This window comes from Paenibacillus sp. JJ-223, from assembly GCF_927798175.1.
Taxonomy (GTDB): domain Bacteria; phylum Bacillota; class Bacilli; order Paenibacillales; family Paenibacillaceae; genus Paenibacillus; species Paenibacillus hubeiensis.
In genome coordinates, this window is record NZ_CAKMMP010000004.1 from 234,912 (window position 1) to 254,883 (window position 19,972).

The 19,972-nt window shown below is 53.1% G+C and carries 14 protein-coding genes; 4 read left to right on the top strand and 10 right to left on the bottom strand.

Annotation, left to right across the window (positions count from 1 at the left end; translation table 11 throughout):
* Positions 1-182 precede the first annotated feature (182 nt).
* Positions 183-1,232 carry a glycosyl hydrolase 53 family protein gene (locus tag L6H98_RS09565; protein WP_236414655.1) on the top strand — a complete coding sequence of 350 codons (1,050 nt, stop codon included), beginning with the start codon at positions 183-185 and terminating at the stop codon, positions 1,230-1,232.
* A gap of 112 nt (positions 1,233-1,344) precedes the next feature.
* Here the strand turns inward: L6H98_RS09565 and L6H98_RS09570 are convergent, their stop codons facing one another.
* The 8 genes from L6H98_RS09570 to L6H98_RS09605 all read right to left on the bottom strand — a co-directional run bounded on the left by L6H98_RS09570 (position 1,345) and on the right by L6H98_RS09605 (position 15,493).
* On the bottom strand, positions 1,345-1,986 hold the full coding sequence (locus L6H98_RS09570; protein WP_236414865.1) for an NAD(P)-dependent oxidoreductase: 642 nt from the start codon (positions 1,984-1,986) through the stop codon (positions 1,345-1,347).
* Between the two features lie 211 nt (positions 1,987-2,197).
* The gene (locus tag L6H98_RS09575; protein WP_236414658.1) at positions 2,198-6,100 is read right to left on the bottom strand and encodes a carbohydrate binding domain-containing protein; all 3,903 of its coding nucleotides are present in this window, start codon (positions 6,098-6,100) and stop codon (positions 2,198-2,200) included.
* Positions 6,101-6,608: 508 nt separating this feature from the next.
* On the bottom strand, positions 6,609-7,850 hold the full coding sequence (locus L6H98_RS09580) for a VWA domain-containing protein (RefSeq protein ID WP_236414660.1): 1,242 nt from the start codon (positions 7,848-7,850) through the stop codon (positions 6,609-6,611).
* Position 7,851: 1 nt separating this feature from the next.
* Entirely contained in the window at positions 7,852-10,248 is a 2,397-nt protein-coding gene (locus L6H98_RS09585) for a DUF5682 family protein (protein WP_236414867.1), read from the bottom strand.
* Positions 10,249-10,253: 5 nt separating this feature from the next.
* Entirely contained in the window at positions 10,254-11,357 is a 1,104-nt protein-coding gene (locus L6H98_RS09590; protein ID WP_236414662.1) for an AAA family ATPase, read from the bottom strand.
* A gap of 131 nt (positions 11,358-11,488) precedes the next feature.
* Positions 11,489-13,324: a hypothetical protein gene (locus L6H98_RS09595; RefSeq protein ID WP_236414664.1), complete on the bottom strand. Its 1,836-nt coding sequence runs from the start codon at positions 13,322-13,324 to the stop codon at positions 11,489-11,491.
* 50 nt (positions 13,325-13,374) lie between these two features.
* Positions 13,375-14,811, bottom strand: coding sequence for an SWIM zinc finger family protein (locus L6H98_RS09600; protein ID WP_236414665.1), 1,437 nt, complete (start codon positions 14,809-14,811; stop codon positions 13,375-13,377).
* Positions 14,812-15,136: 325 nt separating this feature from the next.
* Positions 15,137-15,493 carry an iron-sulfur cluster assembly accessory protein gene (locus L6H98_RS09605; RefSeq protein WP_236414666.1) on the bottom strand — a complete coding sequence of 119 codons (357 nt, stop codon included), beginning with the start codon at positions 15,491-15,493 and terminating at the stop codon, positions 15,137-15,139.
* 442 nt (positions 15,494-15,935) lie between these two features.
* On the opposite strand from L6H98_RS09605, the gene mqnE reads away from it, so the two are divergent.
* Both mqnE and L6H98_RS09615 read left to right on the top strand, forming a co-directional pair.
* Positions 15,936-17,042, top strand: coding sequence for an aminofutalosine synthase MqnE (gene mqnE, locus L6H98_RS09610; RefSeq protein WP_236414667.1), 1,107 nt, complete (start codon positions 15,936-15,938; stop codon positions 17,040-17,042).
* A gap of 230 nt (positions 17,043-17,272) precedes the next feature.
* On the top strand, positions 17,273-18,334 hold the full coding sequence (locus tag L6H98_RS09615) for an NAD(P)/FAD-dependent oxidoreductase (RefSeq protein ID WP_236414668.1): 1,062 nt from the start codon (positions 17,273-17,275) through the stop codon (positions 18,332-18,334).
* Here the strand turns inward: L6H98_RS09615 and L6H98_RS09620 are convergent.
* A complete protein-coding gene (locus L6H98_RS09620) occupies positions 18,331-18,585 on the bottom strand; it encodes a YuzB family protein (RefSeq protein WP_236414669.1) in 255 nt (84 codons plus the stop codon). The two genes, L6H98_RS09615 and L6H98_RS09620, sit on opposite strands and share 4 nt — an antisense overlap.
* A gap of 80 nt (positions 18,586-18,665) precedes the next feature.
* Between L6H98_RS09620 and L6H98_RS09625 the strand changes: the two genes are divergently transcribed.
* Positions 18,666-18,911 (top strand): NifU family protein, encoded by a 246-nt coding sequence (locus L6H98_RS09625; protein WP_062324083.1) that lies wholly within the window; start codon positions 18,666-18,668, stop codon positions 18,909-18,911.
* Positions 18,912-19,044: 133 nt separating this feature from the next.
* On the opposite strand, the gene L6H98_RS09630 is transcribed toward L6H98_RS09625, so the two are convergent.
* Complete coding sequence (locus L6H98_RS09630; RefSeq protein ID WP_236414670.1) at positions 19,045-19,851, bottom strand: SDR family oxidoreductase; 807 nt, start codon at positions 19,849-19,851, stop codon at positions 19,045-19,047.
* Between the last annotated feature and the right edge of the window lie 121 nt (positions 19,852-19,972).

The following is a 19,972-nucleotide window of genomic DNA, read 5'->3' on the forward strand; positions in this document are numbered from 1 at the left end:
ACATAGCGCCACGGGTAGAAAGACCGTCTTCGGACGGTCTTTTTTCATGTCCGAGAACGCGTGCCAGTGCAAGCTTGTTGCAAAAACAACCAAAATATTGGAAATGGACCCTGTAGGCAGATGCCCCTAGGCAACTATAATGAGGGTGCAACTCATCCTAATATTCAGGGAGGAATATTTGAATGCCGAGATTTGTAAGGGGTTACAAAATATCCATCATATTGGTCTTTGCTTTGCTGTTCACCTCGATCGGGCTGCCTGCCAGCCAGCATGCCGATGCAGCGCCAAGCTTTGCCAAAGGGGCCGACATCAGTTGGGTTCCGGGGATGGAAGCACAAGGGTATAAGTGGAAAGATAAAAACGGCGTGCAGCGCGACATTATCGATATCCTCAAAAACGACTATCAAATCAACTCGGTTCGTATCCGCGTTTTCGTGAATCCTTCGAATGATTACGGAAACGGGTACCTGAACAAAGATCGCGCCGCAGCGCTGGCCCAACGTGCCAAAAACGCAGGCATGAGCGTGATGCTCACCCTGCACTATAGCGATTCGTGGGCCGATCCGGGCCAGCAAACCAAACCTGCCGCGTGGAAAAACTACACGTTCCAGCAATTGATGGATGCCGTATGGAATTATACGCGCGAGGTCATGACGGCCATGCAGAGCAAAGGCGTGACACCCGACTGGGTGCAGATCGGAAACGAAACGAGCAATGGCATGCTGTGGGAAGACGGCAAAGCGTCGGTGAACATGAAAAACTACGCCTGGCTTGTCAATACCGGCCATAATGCCGTCAAATCCATGAGCGCCAACACCAAAACGATCGTTCACCTCGCCGGCGGGGATGACAACGCCTTGTACGTCTGGAACATCGGCGGGCTGATCAGCAATGGCGCCAACTTCGATATGATCGCCATGTCCCTGTACCCATCCGCTTCCGGCTGGAATACTGCAGTAACCAATGCCGTGAACAACGCCAAAGACCTGATCAACCGTTACGGCAAAGAAATCATCGTTTCCGAAATCGGCATGGACAACAATCAGCCTGCCGCAGGCAAAAGCTTCGTTGCCGCCATGAAAAACCAATTCCGCAACCTTCCTAACGGCAAAGGCAAAGGGGTGTTTTATTGGGAGCCGCAAGCCACTCCGGGCTACAATGGCGGATACGGCAAGGGAGCATGGCAATCCAACATGATGCCGACCATCATGCTGGAAGGCTTCATTGACTAAAAAGCAGATGCACCATATGTTTGATCTTTCGATGAATCAAACAGCCTTGGCTCGAATACCCGAACCAAGGCTGTTTGATTATATAAAGCTGGATGTACTTTACTACTTTACTTTACTTTACTTCGCCGACTACGGTGAAGCGCTCGTTAACATGTTTCGCATTCTCGATCTCATCCACCAGAGCGATTGCATAGTCAGCATAGCTGATATAGCTGTTGCCTTCGCTATTAACCATGATAACGTCATGGCCTGCCTGGTATTTGCCAGTGCGAGCGCCTTTCGGATTAAAGAAGCCTGCCGGGCTCAGAAACGTCCATTGGATGCCTGTGGAAGCTTGCAGATCCTGGAGGTTTTGCGTTTGGTTCGACGCGGTCGCTTTATATGCTTCCGGGAATCCCGGGGAATCGACAAGACGCTGCGTCTTGGACTCGTCCGTGAACAGGCTGCCCGCACCGCCGACAACGATCAACCGGGTGTTTGGCGCGCCTTTCAAAATTTGAATCAAGGCTTGTCCCACTTCTACATGCATATGCTCTTTGCCAGCAGGCGCACCAAACGCGTTGACGATCACGTCAAAACGTTGGGCATCTTCGGAAGTCAGGCTGAACACATCCTTCTCCAATGCGTTCACGCTTTTGTCCTGCAGCTTGGATGCATCACGCACGATTGCGGTGACTTCATGCCCTCTTGCTTTGGCTTCCTCCAAAATGAAGTTGCCGGCTTTGCCCGTTGCTCCGATAATTCCGATGATCATCATGATCTCTCCTTTAACGTTTGGGATGGAATATACTAATCATATTATGTTCAAACTTCATAATGTAACTATATCGGTTACAACAATATTTGTCAACCGACAGGCACAAAGAACCTCTGCTCACCCTGACGATGAGCAAAGGTTCTTACTTGATATAGCGTCTTGAAGTCAAAAACGGCTCGTTTATCAAAACGCTGCTTCTTTACCGCTTCTACGCACTCTTCCGGCTGTGCAAACGCCATACCTCTGTTTGATCTGCCAAAGCCAAGGGATTCTCGAACGGGATCGTCCCGTAAGCCGTCTGTGCTCCGGACGGCACACCCGGAGTAATGTTCCCCGAATGGTAGGTACTATTGCCAAGCGGGAACATATAGTTTTTCCCACCATTGTTGTCCCATGTGCCGCTGCCGTTGTTGAACACGGCCTCCAATCCCGATGCGGCTCCTACGTCAATCGTGATTTTATAGTAACCGGGAACCTCCGCCTCCGTCATGGCTACGCCGGGAGGTGTCGTCCACGTCCCTCCTGCAGGGCGATAATGAATATTTGGATTCGCGTATCCTTGCTTATAATAGATGGTTACGCTATTGCCCTGCGGAGCTTCATCCGTCGTAACGCCCTGTTCTTCGCTGGCTTCCGAACGATTGGAGGCAGCATCATAGGCAATCACCTTATATCGGTACGTCGTTGAAGGTTGCAGCCCTTGATCGGTGTAACTGGTCGCTTCGCTGCTCCCTACCTTCGTTCCGTCACGAAAAATCTCATAACCGACCACGCCGACATTGTCCGTCGACGCATTCCATGACAGCGTCACGGAATGGGGCGTGGTAGAGGCAGCTGCGAGCCCTGTCGGCACGCTTGGCGCTGTCGCGTCCACCTGAGGGGCACCGGGCGTTATTTTGCCATTGCTGTATGTGCTTGTGCCTAAGGGGAACATGTAGTTTTTCCCGCCATTGTTGTCCCATGTGCCGCTGCCAGTGTTAAATACGGCCTCCAGTCCGTCCGCCGAGCCTACATCGATGGTCATTTTGTTATAGCCGGTGATTTCGGCCGCAGCCATTTGCACGCCGGGAGGAGACGTCCATGTTCCGCCAGCAGGGCGATAATGAATGTATGGAGTGGCATATCCCTGCTTGTAATAAACCGTAACCACGTTTTCATCCTCCGTCTGGGCCGTTACCGGTAAACTGACGGGAGACTTGTTGCCGGCAGCATCGACGGCCTGAATCGTATAGGTGTAACTGGTTGCCGGCGAAAGCGCAGCATCCATAAACGAAGTGCTTGCGCTATCTCCCATTTTAATTCCATCACGGTAAATGTCGTAACGGGCCACGCCGTAATTGTCGCTGCTGGCGTCCCATTCCAGCGCTACGGACGATGCGGTAACAGCCTTCACCGTCACGTTGGCAGGAGCGGTTGGCGGCTGCGTGTCGGCTTCCAACGTTCTCACTTTTAACGGTTTGCTTGATTCCGAGCTGTTATTGGCCTTGTCTATGGCCTTCACGGTGTACTCATAATCCGTTTCGGGCGTGAGACCGGTGTCGGTAAAGCTCGCAGTTCCGGAACTGCCGGCCTTGATCCCGTCACGGAAAATATCGTATGACTCCACGCCGACGTCATCTTCGGCCACTTCCCACTCCAAAATAATGCTGCGATCCGTAACCCGGGACGCGTGAATCCCTGTTGGTGCAGCCGGCGGCGTCGTGTCCACGACAAGGAAAGGATGTGTGCCCTCGATATTTCCTGCGGCATCCTCCACGATTTTCCCGGCAGCGTTCTTGCTGTACTTGCCTGTGCCGACGTAAACGGTCTGAATCTCGCTGCGCGTCACGTTTCCGTTCTCATCCACGGCTTCGACGTAATAGTCCACCAGTTGATCCCGGAACTCGTTAAAATACGTGTAGTACAGGTCGCCGATTTCTTGTGCAGGCACTCGCTTGAACATATCGGTGCTGCTCGGCTGCCAGGCAACGCCGTTGATATCCGGTTGTAGATCCCGCTTGTTCATCGGGTATTCCGTCCACCCGCTGACTTTGTCCGGATCGATGTTCGGCACGCCTTCGGCTTGAAGTCCCGCCGGATCGTATACGCGGAACGTATTATCCCGGGCATCCGCCTCTTTGTCCCGATGCGTGCGTACCTTTACCTTGATATCCTGGATTCCGCTGACATCATAAGCGTACGTATAGATGCCGAACGTATTGTCAAAATAGTGCAGCGTCCATCCTTCGGCTTTGCTGACGTTTGCGCTGCCCGGGTTATACGGATAACGCTGCGGCCACCAGACCGAAGGGCCGGTTCGATCCTCCGCCAGCTGGCTGTTCACATAGGGCTTGGAAAAAAACAGCGACTGGTTGAAGGAGAGCGTCGGTTTCACGCCGTCATCGACATTTTCGTCGTAATATCCGAAACCGGAATCCAGCGCGGGCAGCAGAAAATACCAGCTCAGTTCGGCAGGATTGGCACCGCCGCTGTAATCGTTGGCCGGGTCTCCTTTGACCGGATATGCCATCATCCATGGATTCAACTGATTGCCCTCATACGTAATTTCGTGATCAAGCGCCGTCGTTGGCTGCCAATGGTTGGGGTGGCTGTCAAGCCATATCTGTTCCGCGGTTTTGGCGTAATTGAGGGCAGCCTGCTCCAGAGCGAAGTTACGCTCCAGATAGTGGTATCCATATTCGAACGACACCGTCATGCCTTCTTCCACGCCGTCCAGATTCTTTTTAGGCTTCAGATCAAGGCCTGTGGCTTGATTAAAAGCATCAAACTGACCCTTCCAAATACCAAACGGTAGACGCCAGTGATACCAGGTCGGATCAGAGGACGAGTCTCGCGTATCAATCCATGAGCCGTCCTGAACATGAACTACGTCTTCCTCGTCAGGCGTATTTGTGCGCAAATACTCGTTAATGCTCTCTCCCTTCACGCCAGACTGCGCATAGGTCACGTTAGCCGCGTTTCTCCATGTTTCCTCGGAGCCTGCGCGTCCCGAAGAGTTGTCTCCGTCATGGGCGATGACAAAGAACTGCTTCTGGTCGACCAAACCTTCGAACGGTTTAAACGCATCCGCCTTGGCCGATCCTTGATATCCTTCTTCCCACGACTCGGCCTGGGCAACGGGAATGCCTACGACTCGGCTCTCCTCACCCGTCTCCGGATTGACATGCCGAACCCAATGCGGCGTGGAAGCAAACGGATATTTGTTGTAGACCACCTGCTTTTCGTTAAACATAGGCGAGGATACCCAAGACCCAACGTCGCTGGTGTTCTGCAGATCGGCCCGGTTCGGTGGCGAGATCATCGTATCTTTGCCGGGATCGTTCAACAGCGGGTAATCCTTCAATGTACGGGAGAAATGGTTGTTGCCGATAACCGACCACTCGATGCCGAGTTTGTCGAGCACCGGGATGATCCGTTCCGAGAAGCCAAGCTCGGTCGGGAAAAATCCTTTCGAGGATTTAAACGAATCCCCCAGAAAGAAAGGCTGTGCCATCACTGCATTCTGGTAAATCAAATCCTTGAGCAAATATTCGTTGCCCGCCAGCGGTCCCATCGAATGGTGCCCGGAGAAATGAACGAGGTCCATCGTTCGCTCCCCGTTGGTTGTTTTGAGATTGTTGTATGCATTTTTCCAGGGAGCGCCCCAATTCACATTGTTGTAACCGTTTACATTATTGGTGTACATAAAACTGTTCACGTTATTGAGCAGCGACCCTGACATGGTAACCTGCATGCCCGCGGCAGGATGAAGGTTTTTCAAGTCGCTTGCCACCTGCCAGGGCCAGGACAAGTAAGCTCCCGTTTTGGCATGGTGCGTGTAATAAGCTACCAGATCATCATGCGGCATGGGTGCTCCACTGGGCAAATGATACGGATAATTGGCTGGAGGATTGTTTTTCAAGTCGACGACCTGCCCGTCATACGTATAACGGATGGGAGAACCCACCGGGGCCGAATGGTATGTGGACGTGTCATAGTAAGCCCAGAAATTCGGCATATGATTGTGATATACGTGGGTTGCGGATATTTCAGCGAAAACAGCCGATGTCTGTATTGTAAATACAAGCGGTAATGTCATAAGAATGGCACCAAGCTTGCGTACAAACTTCATGTTTTACCTCCCTTGATCTGATCCTTTGCAAAATTCACCCTAAACAGTCCTACAGTCGGCATATGCATGATATGCCTTTGCGGTCAGGTCATTATTCCCTTGCTCCATAACCGTTCTGTTCCATCTTCCCTCCTTTCTGTCGATCCCCGCAATCCGTGCCAATGGAGCTAGGTCGCCTTTTGCAATCACGGTTCATCCTTCATAAGAAATGCGATGATCTTTTTCCTTTTTTGTTATTGCGCAAACGTTTGTTCAAATTTTAATGAATATTTCGTGCAATCAACCTGCTTGAACCAAGGAATTCTAAAGTAATCGCACATTTCAAACCCCTTACTATTGCAAACGTTTGCACAAAGACTATACCTTTGAATGGAACGAAATGTCAATCATTCATTTTCTGCGTCGTCCTCTATTTGATGATGCAGTTAGGGGATGAGACAAGCCAAAACAAACGTTAGCAAAAAGGACCAGCCAATAATCTGGCTGATCCAATCATGCACCATCCCGCTTAACCTTTTTCCGAGCTCAATTTCTTCGCCAATTCGCTCATATCGCGGCCCTGTAACGCTCCTGCCACCAGTTCAGGAAGCATGCCGGGCGTACAAGCAAAACACGGTGTGCCGTCACGGGAGAGCTGCTTCGCCAACCGTTCGTCATAGAATGGCCGTCCGCGATCCGACAGTGCCAGCAGGCACAACGTCCGCACGCCGGATTCCCGCATTTCACGCATGCGGCGCACCAAAGCGGATTGGTTGCCGCCCTCATACAAGTCGGTGACCAGAATGAACAGCGTTTTTTTCGGGTCCTCAATAAAGGGCTCGCAATACGCGACCGATTTGTTAATATCGGTTCCTCCGCCGAGCTGAATACCGAACAACATATCTACAGGATCATTGGCGCACTGTTCCGTCAGATCGACCACTTCCGTATCAAATACAACGACCCGGGTATCCAGCGCGGGCATGCTTGCAAAAACCGCTCCCGTCACCGAGGCCCAGATGACCGATTCGGCCATCGAACCGCTCTGGTCAATGTCGAGGATGACGGTCCATTCCTTATTTCGTCGTGCCCGGTCGAAATAATAAAATTTTTCGGGAACGAGAATGCTGCGTTCACGGTCATAATGCTTCAGGTTGCGCTGGATCGTCCGTTTCCAGTCCAGTCCGCTGAGCGAAGGGAGAGGGGTATGCTGGCGCTTGTTCAGTGCGCCTGTCACAGCCCGCCGCATGTCTTCCTTCATGCGTGCCATCAGGTCTTCGACTACGGCCTGTACGAGCAGGCGTGCCGTTTCCTTCGTCTTTTCCGGTATTTTTCCCTTAAGCGCCATCAATGTGCCCACCATCTGAATGTCCGGTTTGACCGTTGCAAGCAGTTCGGGCTCAAACAACAGCTGCTTCCAGCCGCGGCGCTCAATCGCGTCATTCTGGATGATCGAGACAACGTCTTCCGAGAAGAGGCTGCGCACGTCGCCTAGCCAACGGGACAGATTAACCGCCCCCCTGCCGCCGCCTGCCCCGCGGCCCGAAGCTCCGCTTCCCCCGGCACCTCGGCCTGAGCTGTTGCCAGGTGAACTGCCGTCGGTATCATCGTAAATGGCGGCCAGGGCGGCATCCATGATCGCTTCTTCTTCGGTCAGCTGCAACGCTTCTTCCCCGGTCAACCCCTCCAGCTTTTCCTGAGCCGCCTCGCCCAGAATCAACCGCCAGCGGGAAACGGAGTGTTCTTGTCTTTTTTCCGCCTGATCCGTCATGTCAAAAGTCCCCAAAATCAAATTCGTTTAATTCGTCCAGCATCTTGTCCTCTTCCTCCTTCATATCCCCGGTTAAAACCTCTGCCGCTTGTTCCGCGTTCACGCCCCACAACTCGCCCAGTGTTTCGGCAATCATCGTTTTTTCGTGCGGCGAAAAGGAACTGAATGCCCGGCGCAAAAAGACTAGCGCCCGTTTGAACTCATCGTTGTTTAACGAGTTGATGTAATCGTTCAGCTGCTCCCATAGGCTCATGCGTGACAGCAGCGCATATCGGTTCCGCATGGACAAGCCCTCGAACCAGCCTGCGCCAAGATCGGACGGAATGCCCGGAGAAAGCCGCCGCGAAACTTCGGCCGCACACTGCTCCGCATCCATCTCGCCTCTTTCGAGCAGCAGGGCGCAGGCGAAGCCCGATAACTTGGGATTGCGGTCATCCCGTTCGGAGAGCTCGTTCAATTCGGCCGACCACATAGGCACGTCAACGACTTCGTCGTGTTCTTGGGCAATCCGGTTCAAATCACTCATAGCGGCGACCATGGCGTATGCTGCTTCGTCGTTGCAGTTTGCCGCATCCGACAAATACAGGCAGCCGCGGTAGAACAACTGTTCAAGCAGCGGCACAAGCGGTGCCGTTTCCGTACGCCGGATATCGCCATACGCGATGATACGCGACAGCTCTGCCGCAGCGGACGCGATCTGAGCCACGTCACGGCTGTCCGCAGCCAACGCCTGCAGGACGCGGCGTCCGTCTTCCATTTGCGCGGTCATGCCGCAGCGGACAGATACGCCAATCAGCCGGGATGCTTCGGCAATAGACGTACAGGCCTCCAGCTTTTCGCGCAGCCGATGCGCACATGCAATCTCGACGGTTTCGCCGAGCAGCGTGGATTCCACGACCCTGATTTCGGCCTCAGGCGTCCATTGGATGACCCAGTCCTCGGCCCATACCGCGCGATCGCCACCATTGGTATTGTTTCTTGCGAATGGAATCTCCAACAGTTCCAAGCGGTGGAACAGAACGGAGCGATTCAGATCAAGAAACGCCGATTCGTGCGAGGAAACCCGGCGATTCTCGCGAAGGTCAAGCGATAAGTCCGCGGCCACCGCGCTCTTGTATTTGGTGAGCTTAAGCCGCTTGAGCTCACGGTTCAAGTCATCCTGAAGCGGCGTTTGGCTAACGCCTTCGGCCAAGCTGCCGATATCCGTGCCGATGTCGAGGCGGGCCAGCGCCTCGGCTACCACCGACAGCTCGCCTCGACCGAGAAGCGTCTGTGCCGCATCGCGCAGCTCAAGGAGCGTGGGCATGCTGCCGCCGTGAAGCGAAGCCAGTCCTTCGGCCAACCGCACAGCCTCAATCACTTCGGCGGTGGACCTGTGCGTGCCTGATGACCGAAGCAAACGGGCAGCCGTCGACAGGTACAACCTCGGCAACTCTTCCGGCGATCCCGCCTCCATGGCCTCCCACATCATTTGAAAATAATGCGGAGCATGATTTCCCGCGCCATACCCCGACAGACTGGAAAGCCGATAATATGAATAAGGCATCAGGGTTAGTTTGGAGCTGCGCGAAGGCATTGCCGCCAGCTCTTCATCACTCATCGCGCCTCCGGCAGGATGCTCCAAAACCGATGCATGGTACGCTCCGCAGACCACTACGATCTTCTCGGGATCATGTCCTGCTTCGATCGTTTTTAGAATTTGCCTCCGCATGTATGCTTCGCGCACATGATTATACGCGTGCTCTTCCGCCTGCTCGGCCCGCTCCCGCTCTTCGCCAAGACTGCGCATTTCAGCCGAAAAAGCGAGGATCGAATCCCGATATGCTTCCGGGTTGGCATTATGTTCGTAATGGCGTTCCCAGTACGTTTCGTAATCATGCTCGCCTGCTAAATCGGCAATCCGGTCGTATATGGATCCAGCCTGTTTGTCATTCCGAGTACCGCCGTCTATTATTTCTCCCTCGCCGTTATCGGTCGCTTCGTTTGCCTTCGTTTCGTTTGCTGCCGTTTCATCCTGCTCTGTCGTACCATTCCTGCCACGGGACAAGAGCGATTTCTGTTTCAGCTCTTCCAGCGCCAGTGCTGCGCCGGATGGCAGGTCGATCAACTCACAATGCACCTCATTTTTGGCAGCCCAACGCATCGCCTGCAGTTCCGGAGAGTATACGGCGAATGGCCATAACGCTGTTCGAACGGGCATTTCATCCGTAAACGCCAGCAGGGCTACCGGAGGCACGGTCGATGGATGCACCAGGTCGGCGATCCTGTCCGTCGCATCCGAAGGACCTTCAATCAATACCGCCGTCGGACGGACCCGATCCAGATATTCCAGCAGATGGCGAGCACCTCCGGGGGACAGGTGCCGGACGCCGAAGACGGAGACGCGTGCGTCTTCCATCGTCTTCACTCGTTCAACTCCCTGCACGCCTGGTACAGTCCGCGCCACTCCGATCCCCGCTTCTTCATGACGTTGTCGAGGTATTCCTTCCACACCAGCTTGTCCTTGTCATCGTCTTTGACGATGGCCCCCTGCAAACCCGCAGCCAGATCTTCGTCCGACAGCTCGCCATTGCCGAAACTGGCGGACAGCGCCATGCTGTTGGTAAGCAGCGAGATCGCTTCGGCAGTGGAAATAACGCCGCCCGGAGACTTTAATTTCTCCTTCCGGTCGAGCGTCATGCCGCTGCGAAGCTCGCGGAATATGGTTACGACTTTCAACAAGGCTTCGTCCGCCGGCGGAGCTGCGTGCAGTTGGTACGAAGCAGCGATTTCGCTTACCCGTTTTTTGACGATGGAAAGCTCGGTTTCAAGATCGGAAGGCGCAGGCAGCACGATGATGTTGAATCGGCGCTTGAGGGCCGCGGACATTTCGTTGACGCCGCGGTCGCGCGTATTCGCCGTTGCGATAATCGAAAACCCTTTACGCGCACTCGTCTCGCTGCCAAGCTCCGGCACCGAGACGGTCTTTTCGGACAGAATGGAGATCAAAGCGTCCTGCACTTCGGAAGCGCAGCGCGAGATTTCCTCGAAGCGGGCAATGCTGCCGTCTTCCATGGCCCGCATGATTGGGCTGCGTACCAGCGCCTCCGGTGTCGGCCCGTTGGCGAGCAGCATCGCGTAGTTCCACGAATAGCGCACTTGTTCCTCCGTCGTGCCCGCCGTCCCTTGAACGACGAGTCCCGAATTGCCGCAAACCGCGGCAGACAGGTTCTCCGATAGCCATGACTTGGCTGTTCCCGGCTCGCCGATCAACAGCAGCGCACGGTCGGTAACCAGCGTTGCGATAGCCATTTCGACCAGTCTTCTGTTCCCTATGTACTTGGGCGTAATATCCACTTTGCCGGCTTTGCCACCGGTAATGTAGGTCAGTACGGCACGCGGGGACATCTGCCACCCTGGCGGAACCGCTCCCTTGTCTTCCTTTTTAAGCGCCTCAATCTCTTCGCGATACAGCAGTTCAGCCGGAAGGCGCATGACATCCTGTGCTTGTTTTTTCGTTGCGGCCATTTCGATATTCCCCTCTCCATGATGGACCTATTTCTTTCACCAATCTCGTTCCAAAATCCAAATCATCCTTCGCCCGGTGCTGCCGGGCGGCCTGAAATCGAAAGGATATTCTCTGTTTGTGGAAAACCGGTTTACACCGATGCTGCCCGGCGCCGAAGCGTATGAACGATCTCTTCGAGCCGCTCCTTAAGGCCTTCATAGCGTACTTCCGGGAGTAACGCCTCTACCCTGTCCGCCACTTCTGCGGCCAGATGATCGGGGACGCGAAGCAAACGTTCGCTCTCTTCGGAGTACATGCTATATGTGCGTTTCCAATCTTTTCGCTCCATCCATTGCACCAAAAGTTCGGCTTTTATATCCTCAGCAGCACCGCCGGCATCCAGGGCGGCGAAAATGTAATGCGAGTCATGATTGTTGGCTTTTTCTATGGCTTTTTCGATATAAGGAAGCAACCTGTCATTTCCGGGGGCTGCCAGCGCGGACACCAGTTGCAGCTCATCGCGATCCATCAGCCAGTCGAGCCAGCGGGAATCCCATTCCGTTTCGATCCGTTCCTGGGGCAGCCGGCTTCTGACATACCCATGATAAACGTACAATTCATCGCGAAGTGCATCCAGCAGCGCCTTCTGCGCCAGTTGCGACTTTCTGGAGACCACGGTTTTGAGGCGTCCCCACCCGGAAGCAACATACCTGTCGTAAAGCTCGGCTGGCGCAAGCTGGCGTCTGGCAGCACGGAATGCATATGGCAGATACCCCGGGTCTTGATCTTCCAATTGTTGGAGCACGGCAAGTGCCTCTGGCGAATCCGTTTGCGCCAAATAACCCGCAACCTGTCTCATTAATTGCACACGATCGCCATAGTCGAGCCTGCCCAAGGAAGGGAAAGCGGATTCGTTTCCTGCCACGTCCAGATACAGGCGCTCCAGCTCGGGATGACGCACGTCTCTGAGCGCAATGGCCAACGGCTCAAGTTCTTTCCATAGCTTTCCCTTGCTTTTTTTGTCATCTTCGCCTACATGCTCCTTGCGAAGCCGTTCCTCGAAAAGAGGCAGCAGCATGTCGACCATTTCCTCGGCAGGTGCATAACTGATCGCTTCGGCCACGAGCAATGCGTCTTTTCCCTGGATTGCTTGATATAACCGTTCACGCGCTCCTTCCGAATTACGGACCGCCAATGCACCATAGGCCCCTTCGCGTACCGGTTTCTTTTTGTCCTGCGACCACTCAAGCAATCGGTCTTCGAACTTTGGATGAGGCCCGAGGCAGGCAATCGCCGCGGAGCGGATTTTGTCTCCCCCTTCTTCCGCGGCCTTGACCAAACGTTCCAGCGACCGTTCATCCTCCGGATCGACACCGAGCGACCTTACCACCTGCAGGCGCCGTTCCTCTTGACGTCCTCCATTGATGTCCATTCCCTCAAGCAAGTAAGGTACAATCGCCGGTCCATATGCCGGTAGGATGTTCCGCGCCGCAAAATCCGCAATTTCCGAATATGAATCGCCCAAGGCCCTCACCGCAAACGGGAATAACCTTAAGTCACGGAACAGTCCCTGTTCAAAGGCAGAAGTCACAATCTCGTACCGTCCGCCTCCCGAATCCGACAATGCATTCTGCACCTCGGCCAGCTGTCGGTACGAGTGGCTGGTCGTTAACCCTGACAATTCGACCTCCTTCCTATGCTCCGCGCATACGTCTCCTTCTGCAGCCACGATCCCCTGTGTCGACAACACCGAATTCAGCAGCAGCGCCACATCCTGCAGCCGGGCCGCTCTTGCTTCCGCCTCTAAAGGACCTGTCAGTGCGGCGACTCCCTCGGCAAGTTTGCCGAATACCGGGGCCCGCTCCCCAAGCTGGGCCAACTTCGGCTCCAGGCGTTTCAGGCGGAAATCGTCTCCCGCCAAGTCGCTGCCTGCAATATATAAACGGCGAAGTTCGCCCTGTAGTTCTTGCAATAAAGTGGTGCTCATTCGCTTCTCCTCCCGATTCCCCGTTTTGATTCCAGCTTCGATAACAGCGATCAGTACAGCAGCCGGGCAATCCGGTCTCCCTGAATCACCGTTAACGGCTGTGCAGCCAGCCGCCCTGTATCCATCTGATGCTCGAACATCGCCAATACGCAGCAGTCGCTGAGCAGCGAAGCATCGACGAGCGACAACAGCGGCGTCGATTGCCCGGGCAGGCGGTAAATATCGCTGAGCTCCAATGTATTTCCTGCCTCATCGACCAGGGCGAAACCTCCCATTTCCGTGCGTGCGATGCGGGAGGCCTTCAGTAACGCGACCGGGGCCCGATCGCCCAGCGGATCTTTCAGTTGGTTTTTAACCGCCTTGACCGCCTCCGGTATCGATGACCAAGCCGATTCGCAGGCAGCCTCAAGATCGATGGCTTTCGTCTCGCGCGGGATCATGCCTTCAAAACGCACCCTGGCGTTCATGCCGCCCGGATAAAGGTACAATTCGGAAATCTGCGCCACATTGAAGAAACTGTCTTCTTCCTTCATGAATTTCAAAGCCTTAAACGGTCGATAATGTACGGTTCGATGAATGCGTTTGCTGCCAAGCTCCAGCCAATAACCGGTGTCTATGTATTCTCGGCGTGCGTCATCCTTGTGGCAATAGAAAGCAAGTTGAAGCAGCTCCACATTCTCGCTTACCCGTCCGGCTTCCTTAAGTTCGGACAGCTGCCAAGCATGACCAAGCCATTCTTCAATCGTTGATTCGCTATCCGGTTTGAGTTCCGGATCTTCCTGTTTGGCTTGTAAATATGTCCTGCCTCTTTTAATAAAAGCATGCAGCAAAGTCAGCTGCTCCATCGCATATGTATAGCCGCTCTCTCGGTCTTCCTCTTCCAACAGCAGTGCAAGCCGCCGTAATTCGTTCTCCGCTCCGGTAAGGTAACTGCTTCCGAGCCGCTTGGCATGCTCGTTCAGGCTTTTCACCGTTCGTGCATCCGCCGTGCCCAACCCACCGCGAACCAGTGAAAGCACAAGCTTCTCCAATTCGTCCAGCGCTTCAAGCTGCTTGGCGATTTTCTTCTTGAGCGCGCTTTTATTGACCTTTTTCGGCTTGTCAGGCAGCTCACCGCTTTCGCGCTTGGCTTTGTTCTCTTCGCGTTTCTCTGCCTTCTCCCGCTTGGACGCAATATCTTCAGGCACAGAAGCGTTCTCAAACGGCAATCCTTCCGCATAGGCATACATCAGTCCAAGCGCATGTTTGCATGGAAACTGCCGGCTTGGGCAGCTGCATCGCGAGACCGGATTGTCCGGCATGACAAAATCGACGGAACAAACATAATTGGATTTCCCGCTGCCGGCACATTCACCAAACAACAGGTTCCCTTCCTCCGATATGTTAAGTTTGACGAATTTGTTTTTCTGGACCAGTCCCCGTCCGTTCTTGGCCGCAGCCGCGTTCGGGGCCAGTGAATCAATATAGGTTGAAGCCAGTTGAAGCATTTCGCGCGCCTCCTCGCTGGAAAATTGAACTTGTGAAAATTATACTGTAATCTAACGCAAATCTCACTCGTGCGCATGGCATGGGCCGTTTGGCATTTATGATGCGGATTTGCGAAACAGGAACACCAGTTCCCTTTTTATTTGAATATATCATGGTCTTCCGTTATTTTCAAATCCGCCCATCCAAAACCTTGCATGCCGAGATCACACTTGATCCCTTTCCAATACAAAAAAAGCCCCCATATCGCAATTAGAGAAAAACTAATGCGCTACGGAGACCTTTATTACACCGGTAATACATATACCAGTAACATCTAATTCCGAATCAGCAATCTTTATCCGGCACGCCTGCTTCTTCGCGTGTGCGGAAGGAAGATCCGCAACCACATGTCGCTACCGCGTTCGGGTTATGAATAGTGAAGCCGCCCGTCATGCCGGATTCTTCAAAATCAATTTCCAGGCCATTCAGGTATTTCAGGTTTTCCTTCTCCACAACAACCTTCATGTCGTGAATGTTCATATAAATATCGTCTTCGGATTCTTTATCGTCAAAGCCCATGGCGTACGAAAATCCGGTACAACCGCCCGGTGCTACGCCAAGACGCAGGAACATGTCCGGCGTCTCTTGCTGAGCCAGCATATCCTTCAGCCGCTCGGCAGCCGTTTCGCTGATGCTGATCATGCCAGGTCACTCTCCTTTAATTTGAACTCTTTCTAAATTATACTCCACCGCGTCAAGGGGCTCAAGTCATGTTTGCCCGTGTTTTCTTGCCTCGGCTCCTCCTTTTTCTTTCCAGCATATTGAACCCCCGGGACACGAGGTTTATAATGGATAGGTGATCGATTTGAAATGTCGATATTTTGTCATGACTTCTTCAAGCGATGGTCATATTTAGAGTTGTAATTTTTTTCACATTTCGAGACTGTGCTGCAGTCCCCAATGCATATAAAGCCGGAGGGCTCATTTCGCGAAAAAAAACAGCTACGCAATGCAGCATGCGCTGCAACCGGGTCAATACGAGTTGGTTATACGGAAGGCGGCAAACGACCGCATCTTTGTTATGTAGTTCTGCCAGCCACTACTGCGCGCAACTCCAATCCGGTCAAGAACAGGAGGAAACAACATGTCTACATTGGTAACACCGTTCACGGACAAGAGAATGGCTGAAATCGTCGAGAAAGTACAGAACGGAGTAAGGCTTAGCGTAGAGGACGGCGTTTATCTGTACCAGACGGATGACCTGCTAACTCTGGGCCAGCTGGCCAATGAGGCCAACCTGAAGAAAAACGGCAAAAAAGTATATTTCATCGAAAACATGAGCCTGTATTTCACCAACGTGTGTGAAGCCCACTGCGCCTTTTGCAACTTCCGCAAGGATCAGGGTGAAGAAGGCTCTTATACCTTGTCGGGACAGGAAATGATCGATTACGTAGAACAGCATATTCATCCCGGCGTACGCGAGTTCCATATTGTAGGCGGACATAACAACCATGTTCCTTTTCAATATTATGTCGATTCCTTGCGTGCATTAAACGAAAAATATCCGAACGTTACGCTGAAGGCATACACGGCAGCAGAGATCGATTTCTTCACACGCATCAGCGGACTAAGCATTAAGGAAGTGCTTGAGGAACTGCAAAAAGCCGGACTGAAATCGCTCACTGGGGGCGGAGCCGAAATTCTCTCCGATGAGTACCGCAAAAAAATGCGCGTGGACAAAGCGAACGTCGATCGTTATCTGGAAGTTCACCGCACGGCTCACCTGCTCGGCATGCGGACGCACACCACCATGCTGTATGGTTCGATCGAATCCTATGAGGACCGCGTCAACCATATGGCCCAAATCCGGGAACTTCAAGACGAAACAAACGGATTCATGGTATTCATTCCGCTGTCCATGCAGCCAAAGAGCAAAAATGCAAGCATCATGCGCCGCAACTCGGCGTACGAAGACCTCAAAACGATCGCGATCAGCCGCCTGATGCTGGACAACATCGACCACATCAAAGCCTACTTCATTAATATTGGTCCACAGCTGACTCAAGTCGCGCTCGGCTTCGGAGCATCGGATGCGCACGGTACGATCGTACGTGAACGAATCAGTCACGCCGCTGGTGCCCTGACACCCGAAGGGCTGACCCGCAAAGAGCTCATCTGGCTGATCAAAGGTGCCGGACGAATCCCGGTGGAACGCGATACCTTCTACAACGAAATCCAAGTATACGAGTAAACCCGAGCATCGGGCTCGAGATCCGCTTGACCGAAAAGGGAGCGGATCCCGAACCGATGCTTTCCATTGGAATAATGCCCCTAATTTGAAAGACCTGAATTTTCGATATACTAATTTAGATATACTAATTCAAACCTAAAACAACACATGAGGCAGATCGCCATTATGGCCCTGTGCCTCACGGGTACAGCCCCGCTTCCTGCGGGACTGGTGCAGAAAGGAAGCCAATCATGAAAAATTTCGTCATTCTTGGGGGCGGCTACGGCGGCCTCACGATTGCTAAAGAACTTCTGGAAGGCAAAATTCCGGCAGACACTCAAATCGTTTTGGTGGATCGAAATCCATTCCAAGGGCTGAAGACCGAATATTATGCGCTCGCAGCCGGAACGGTATCGGATTACGACCTCCGCATTCATTTTCCCGTGCATGAAAAGCTTACCCATCGGTATGGAGAAGTGACGTCGATCAACCTGGAAGCCCGTCAGATCGAATTCGAAGGACAGGACCCGCTTCCTTACGACAGACTTGTCATCGGGCTTGGTTGTACGGATCGGTTCCACAATACGCCCGGAGCCGAGGAATTCAGCTGTACCATTCAAAGCTTCGGCAAAACAAGGGAAACTTACCTGCGCTTGAATGAGGTTAAACCTTACGGCCACGTGCACATCGTCGGCGGCGGGCTTAGCGGTGTTGAAGTAGCGGCTGAACTGCGCGAAAGCAGACCCGACCTGAATATTACGATCCTCGATCGGGGTGAGCGCGTGTTGTCCGCATTCCCGCAACGCTTGTCCGCTTACGTACATGAATGGTTCAAAGAACATCAAGTCGAATCGCAGCGCCATGTGGCCATCTCCAGACTGGAGCAAGGCGCCATTTACAATCGCGACGAAGAGATCATGACCGATGCCGTTGTTTGGACAGCAGGGATTCAGCCGGTCAAAGTCGTGCAGGATCTGAATGTCGCCAAAGACCCGCAGGGCCGTGTCGTCCTGAATGAGTATTATCAAATTCCGGAATATACGGATGTATATGTGGTGGGAGACTGTGCCAGCGTGCCATTTGCACCTAGCGGTCAGGCTGCCGAGGTTCAGGGTGAACAGATCGCTCATATTCAGCATGCTCTTTGGAAAGGCGAAGAGCCCAAACTTCACCCCCTCAAGCTTCGCGGCACACTCGGCGCACTCGGCAAGAAGGCTGGGTTTGGGCTGATGGGCAAAACGTCCATGATGGGACGCGTGCCGCGTATTTTGAAAAGCGGTGTGCTCTGGATGTCTAAACGGCATCTCGGTTAGTCAAGATCCAGCTCGTCCCAGGCGTCCGCTTCGGCAATTTTGGCCAATATGGCGTTATACAGATCTTCCACTTTGTCCGTGATGACAAGCTCGCCATTCACCAAAGCAAAAGGAGTCATGTAACATTGGCCGCAATTGCTGAGGCACCCGTACTCGATGACGTCAAAGTCAGGATTTTCTTCCAGCATGTCCATCACTTCATCGGTACCGAAATGCATATTATTGGCACAAAATTCAATAATCGGTCTCATTTGTTGTTCACCTGCTTGCTTTGACCATTTGAATTTATGGCCATTTGTAATATAATATATGAAGGAAAGGAGTTGAAAATATGAGCGAAAACGCACAAAGCACCATGTACGATGAGGTATCCGACGTGCTTGACAAACTTCGTCCGTTCCTGCAGCGCGATGGCGGTGACGTGGAACTGGTCGACGTGGAGGACGGCATCGTGAAGCTGAAACTGGTCGGTGCCTGCGGCAGCTGCCCAAGCTCCACCATTACATTGAAAGCCGGGATTGAACGCGCCCTTCTTGAAGAAGTTGACGGTGTGGAAGAAGTTGTCCAAGTATTCTAATCAATCCTTCACGAAATAAACCTCAAGAGCCTTTCGCTTCTTATGAAGCGGAGGCTCTTTTTTCGCCTTGCGTCACGGAACTGTACTCCTGACCAGCCAAGCGGAAACATTTATTACAACGCCTGCGCTCGCATCACTCGCTTTTCCCGGCCTCATGCTGCTCTGCATCTTCGCGCCAAATATTAGGGCGGATCGGATCCAGGCCGCCGGATACATCCATAATGTTTCCGGTAATGAAATCGGAGTGATCCTCGCACAGATACGTGATTACGCGTGCGATATCCTCCCCGCTTCCCGGGCGCCCTCTCGGTGTTTCTTCATCCTTGATTTCCCGGATTTCATCGATCGTTTTTTCTTTGTTCGCGCCGCGAATGTCACCAGGGCATACCATATTCACCGTGATCCCATATGGCGCTTCTTCCACGGCAAGCGTCTTCGTAAACGAAACCAGGCCTACCTTGGCCGCTGCATAAACCGCGCGATGGGGCCATGATCTGGCCTCTCCTGCATGGCTAAAGCCGAAATGAATGATCCTTCCCCACTTCTTGCGCCGCATCTCCGGGAGCACGAGCTGGTCCAGCAGCATGGGCCCGAGCAAATTGCCTTGCACAAGCATCTGGATTTCGGCTGCGGAGTAATCGGCAAACCATCTGCGTTCCCGGACAAACGGTCCCGCATTGTTTATAAGTATATCAATATCGCCCAGCTGATTTTGCACACGTGCGATCAGCCTGGTAATGTCTGTCGGTTGTGAAATATCGGCCTGCACCGCGATACAGCGCACGCCTGTGGACATAATCTGGGATTGAAGGCTTTCGGCCTCGCTTTGGCTGTGCACATAATTCAGAGCAATGTGGCATCCCTGTTCCGCCAGGCGCAGTGCCGTCATTTTGCCAAGACCTTTGGCACTTCCCGTTATGAGGGCCACTTTACCTTTCACGTCCATCCCCCTCTTCCAAGAACACAGTCACTCATTCAGTATAAAAGATTTGACGTTCCCTCACAACTTCCCCATCTCCAAATGCTCTTGCATATATTTGCAAAAAATCATTGGAGCGGGG

Excerpts from the sequence above, each read along its gene's own strand:
- L6H98_RS09565 (WP_236414655.1), top strand. The coding sequence starts at position 183 with ATGCCGAGATTTGTAAGGGGTTACAAAATATCCATCATATTGGTCTTT.
- L6H98_RS09570 (WP_236414865.1), bottom strand. The coding sequence starts at position 1,986 with ATGATCATCGGAATTATCGGAGCAACGGGCAAAGCCGGCAACTTCATT.
- L6H98_RS09575 (WP_236414658.1), bottom strand. The coding sequence starts at position 6,100 with ATGAAGTTTGTACGCAAGCTTGGTGCCATTCTTATGACATTACCGCTT.
- L6H98_RS09580 (WP_236414660.1), bottom strand. The coding sequence starts at position 7,850 with ATGACGGATCAGGCGGAAAAAAGACAAGAACACTCCGTTTCCCGCTGG.
- L6H98_RS09585 (WP_236414867.1), bottom strand. The coding sequence starts at position 10,248 with ATGGAAGACGCACGCGTCTCCGTCTTCGGCGTCCGGCACCTGTCCCCC.
- L6H98_RS09590 (WP_236414662.1), bottom strand. The coding sequence starts at position 11,357 with ATGGCCGCAACGAAAAAACAAGCACAGGATGTCATGCGCCTTCCGGCT.
- L6H98_RS09595 (WP_236414664.1), bottom strand. The coding sequence starts at position 13,324 with ATGAGCACCACTTTATTGCAAGAACTACAGGGCGAACTTCGCCGTTTA.
- L6H98_RS09600 (WP_236414665.1), bottom strand. The coding sequence starts at position 14,811 with ATGCTTCAACTGGCTTCAACCTATATTGATTCACTGGCCCCGAACGCG.
- L6H98_RS09605 (WP_236414666.1), bottom strand. The coding sequence starts at position 15,493 with ATGATCAGCATCAGCGAAACGGCTGCCGAGCGGCTGAAGGATATGCTG.
- mqnE (WP_236414667.1), top strand. The coding sequence starts at position 15,936 with ATGTCTACATTGGTAACACCGTTCACGGACAAGAGAATGGCTGAAATC.
- L6H98_RS09615 (WP_236414668.1), top strand. The coding sequence starts at position 17,273 with ATGAAAAATTTCGTCATTCTTGGGGGCGGCTACGGCGGCCTCACGATT.
- L6H98_RS09620 (WP_236414669.1), bottom strand. The coding sequence starts at position 18,585 with ATGAGACCGATTATTGAATTTTGTGCCAATAATATGCATTTCGGTACC.
- L6H98_RS09625 (WP_062324083.1), top strand. The coding sequence starts at position 18,666 with ATGAGCGAAAACGCACAAAGCACCATGTACGATGAGGTATCCGACGTG.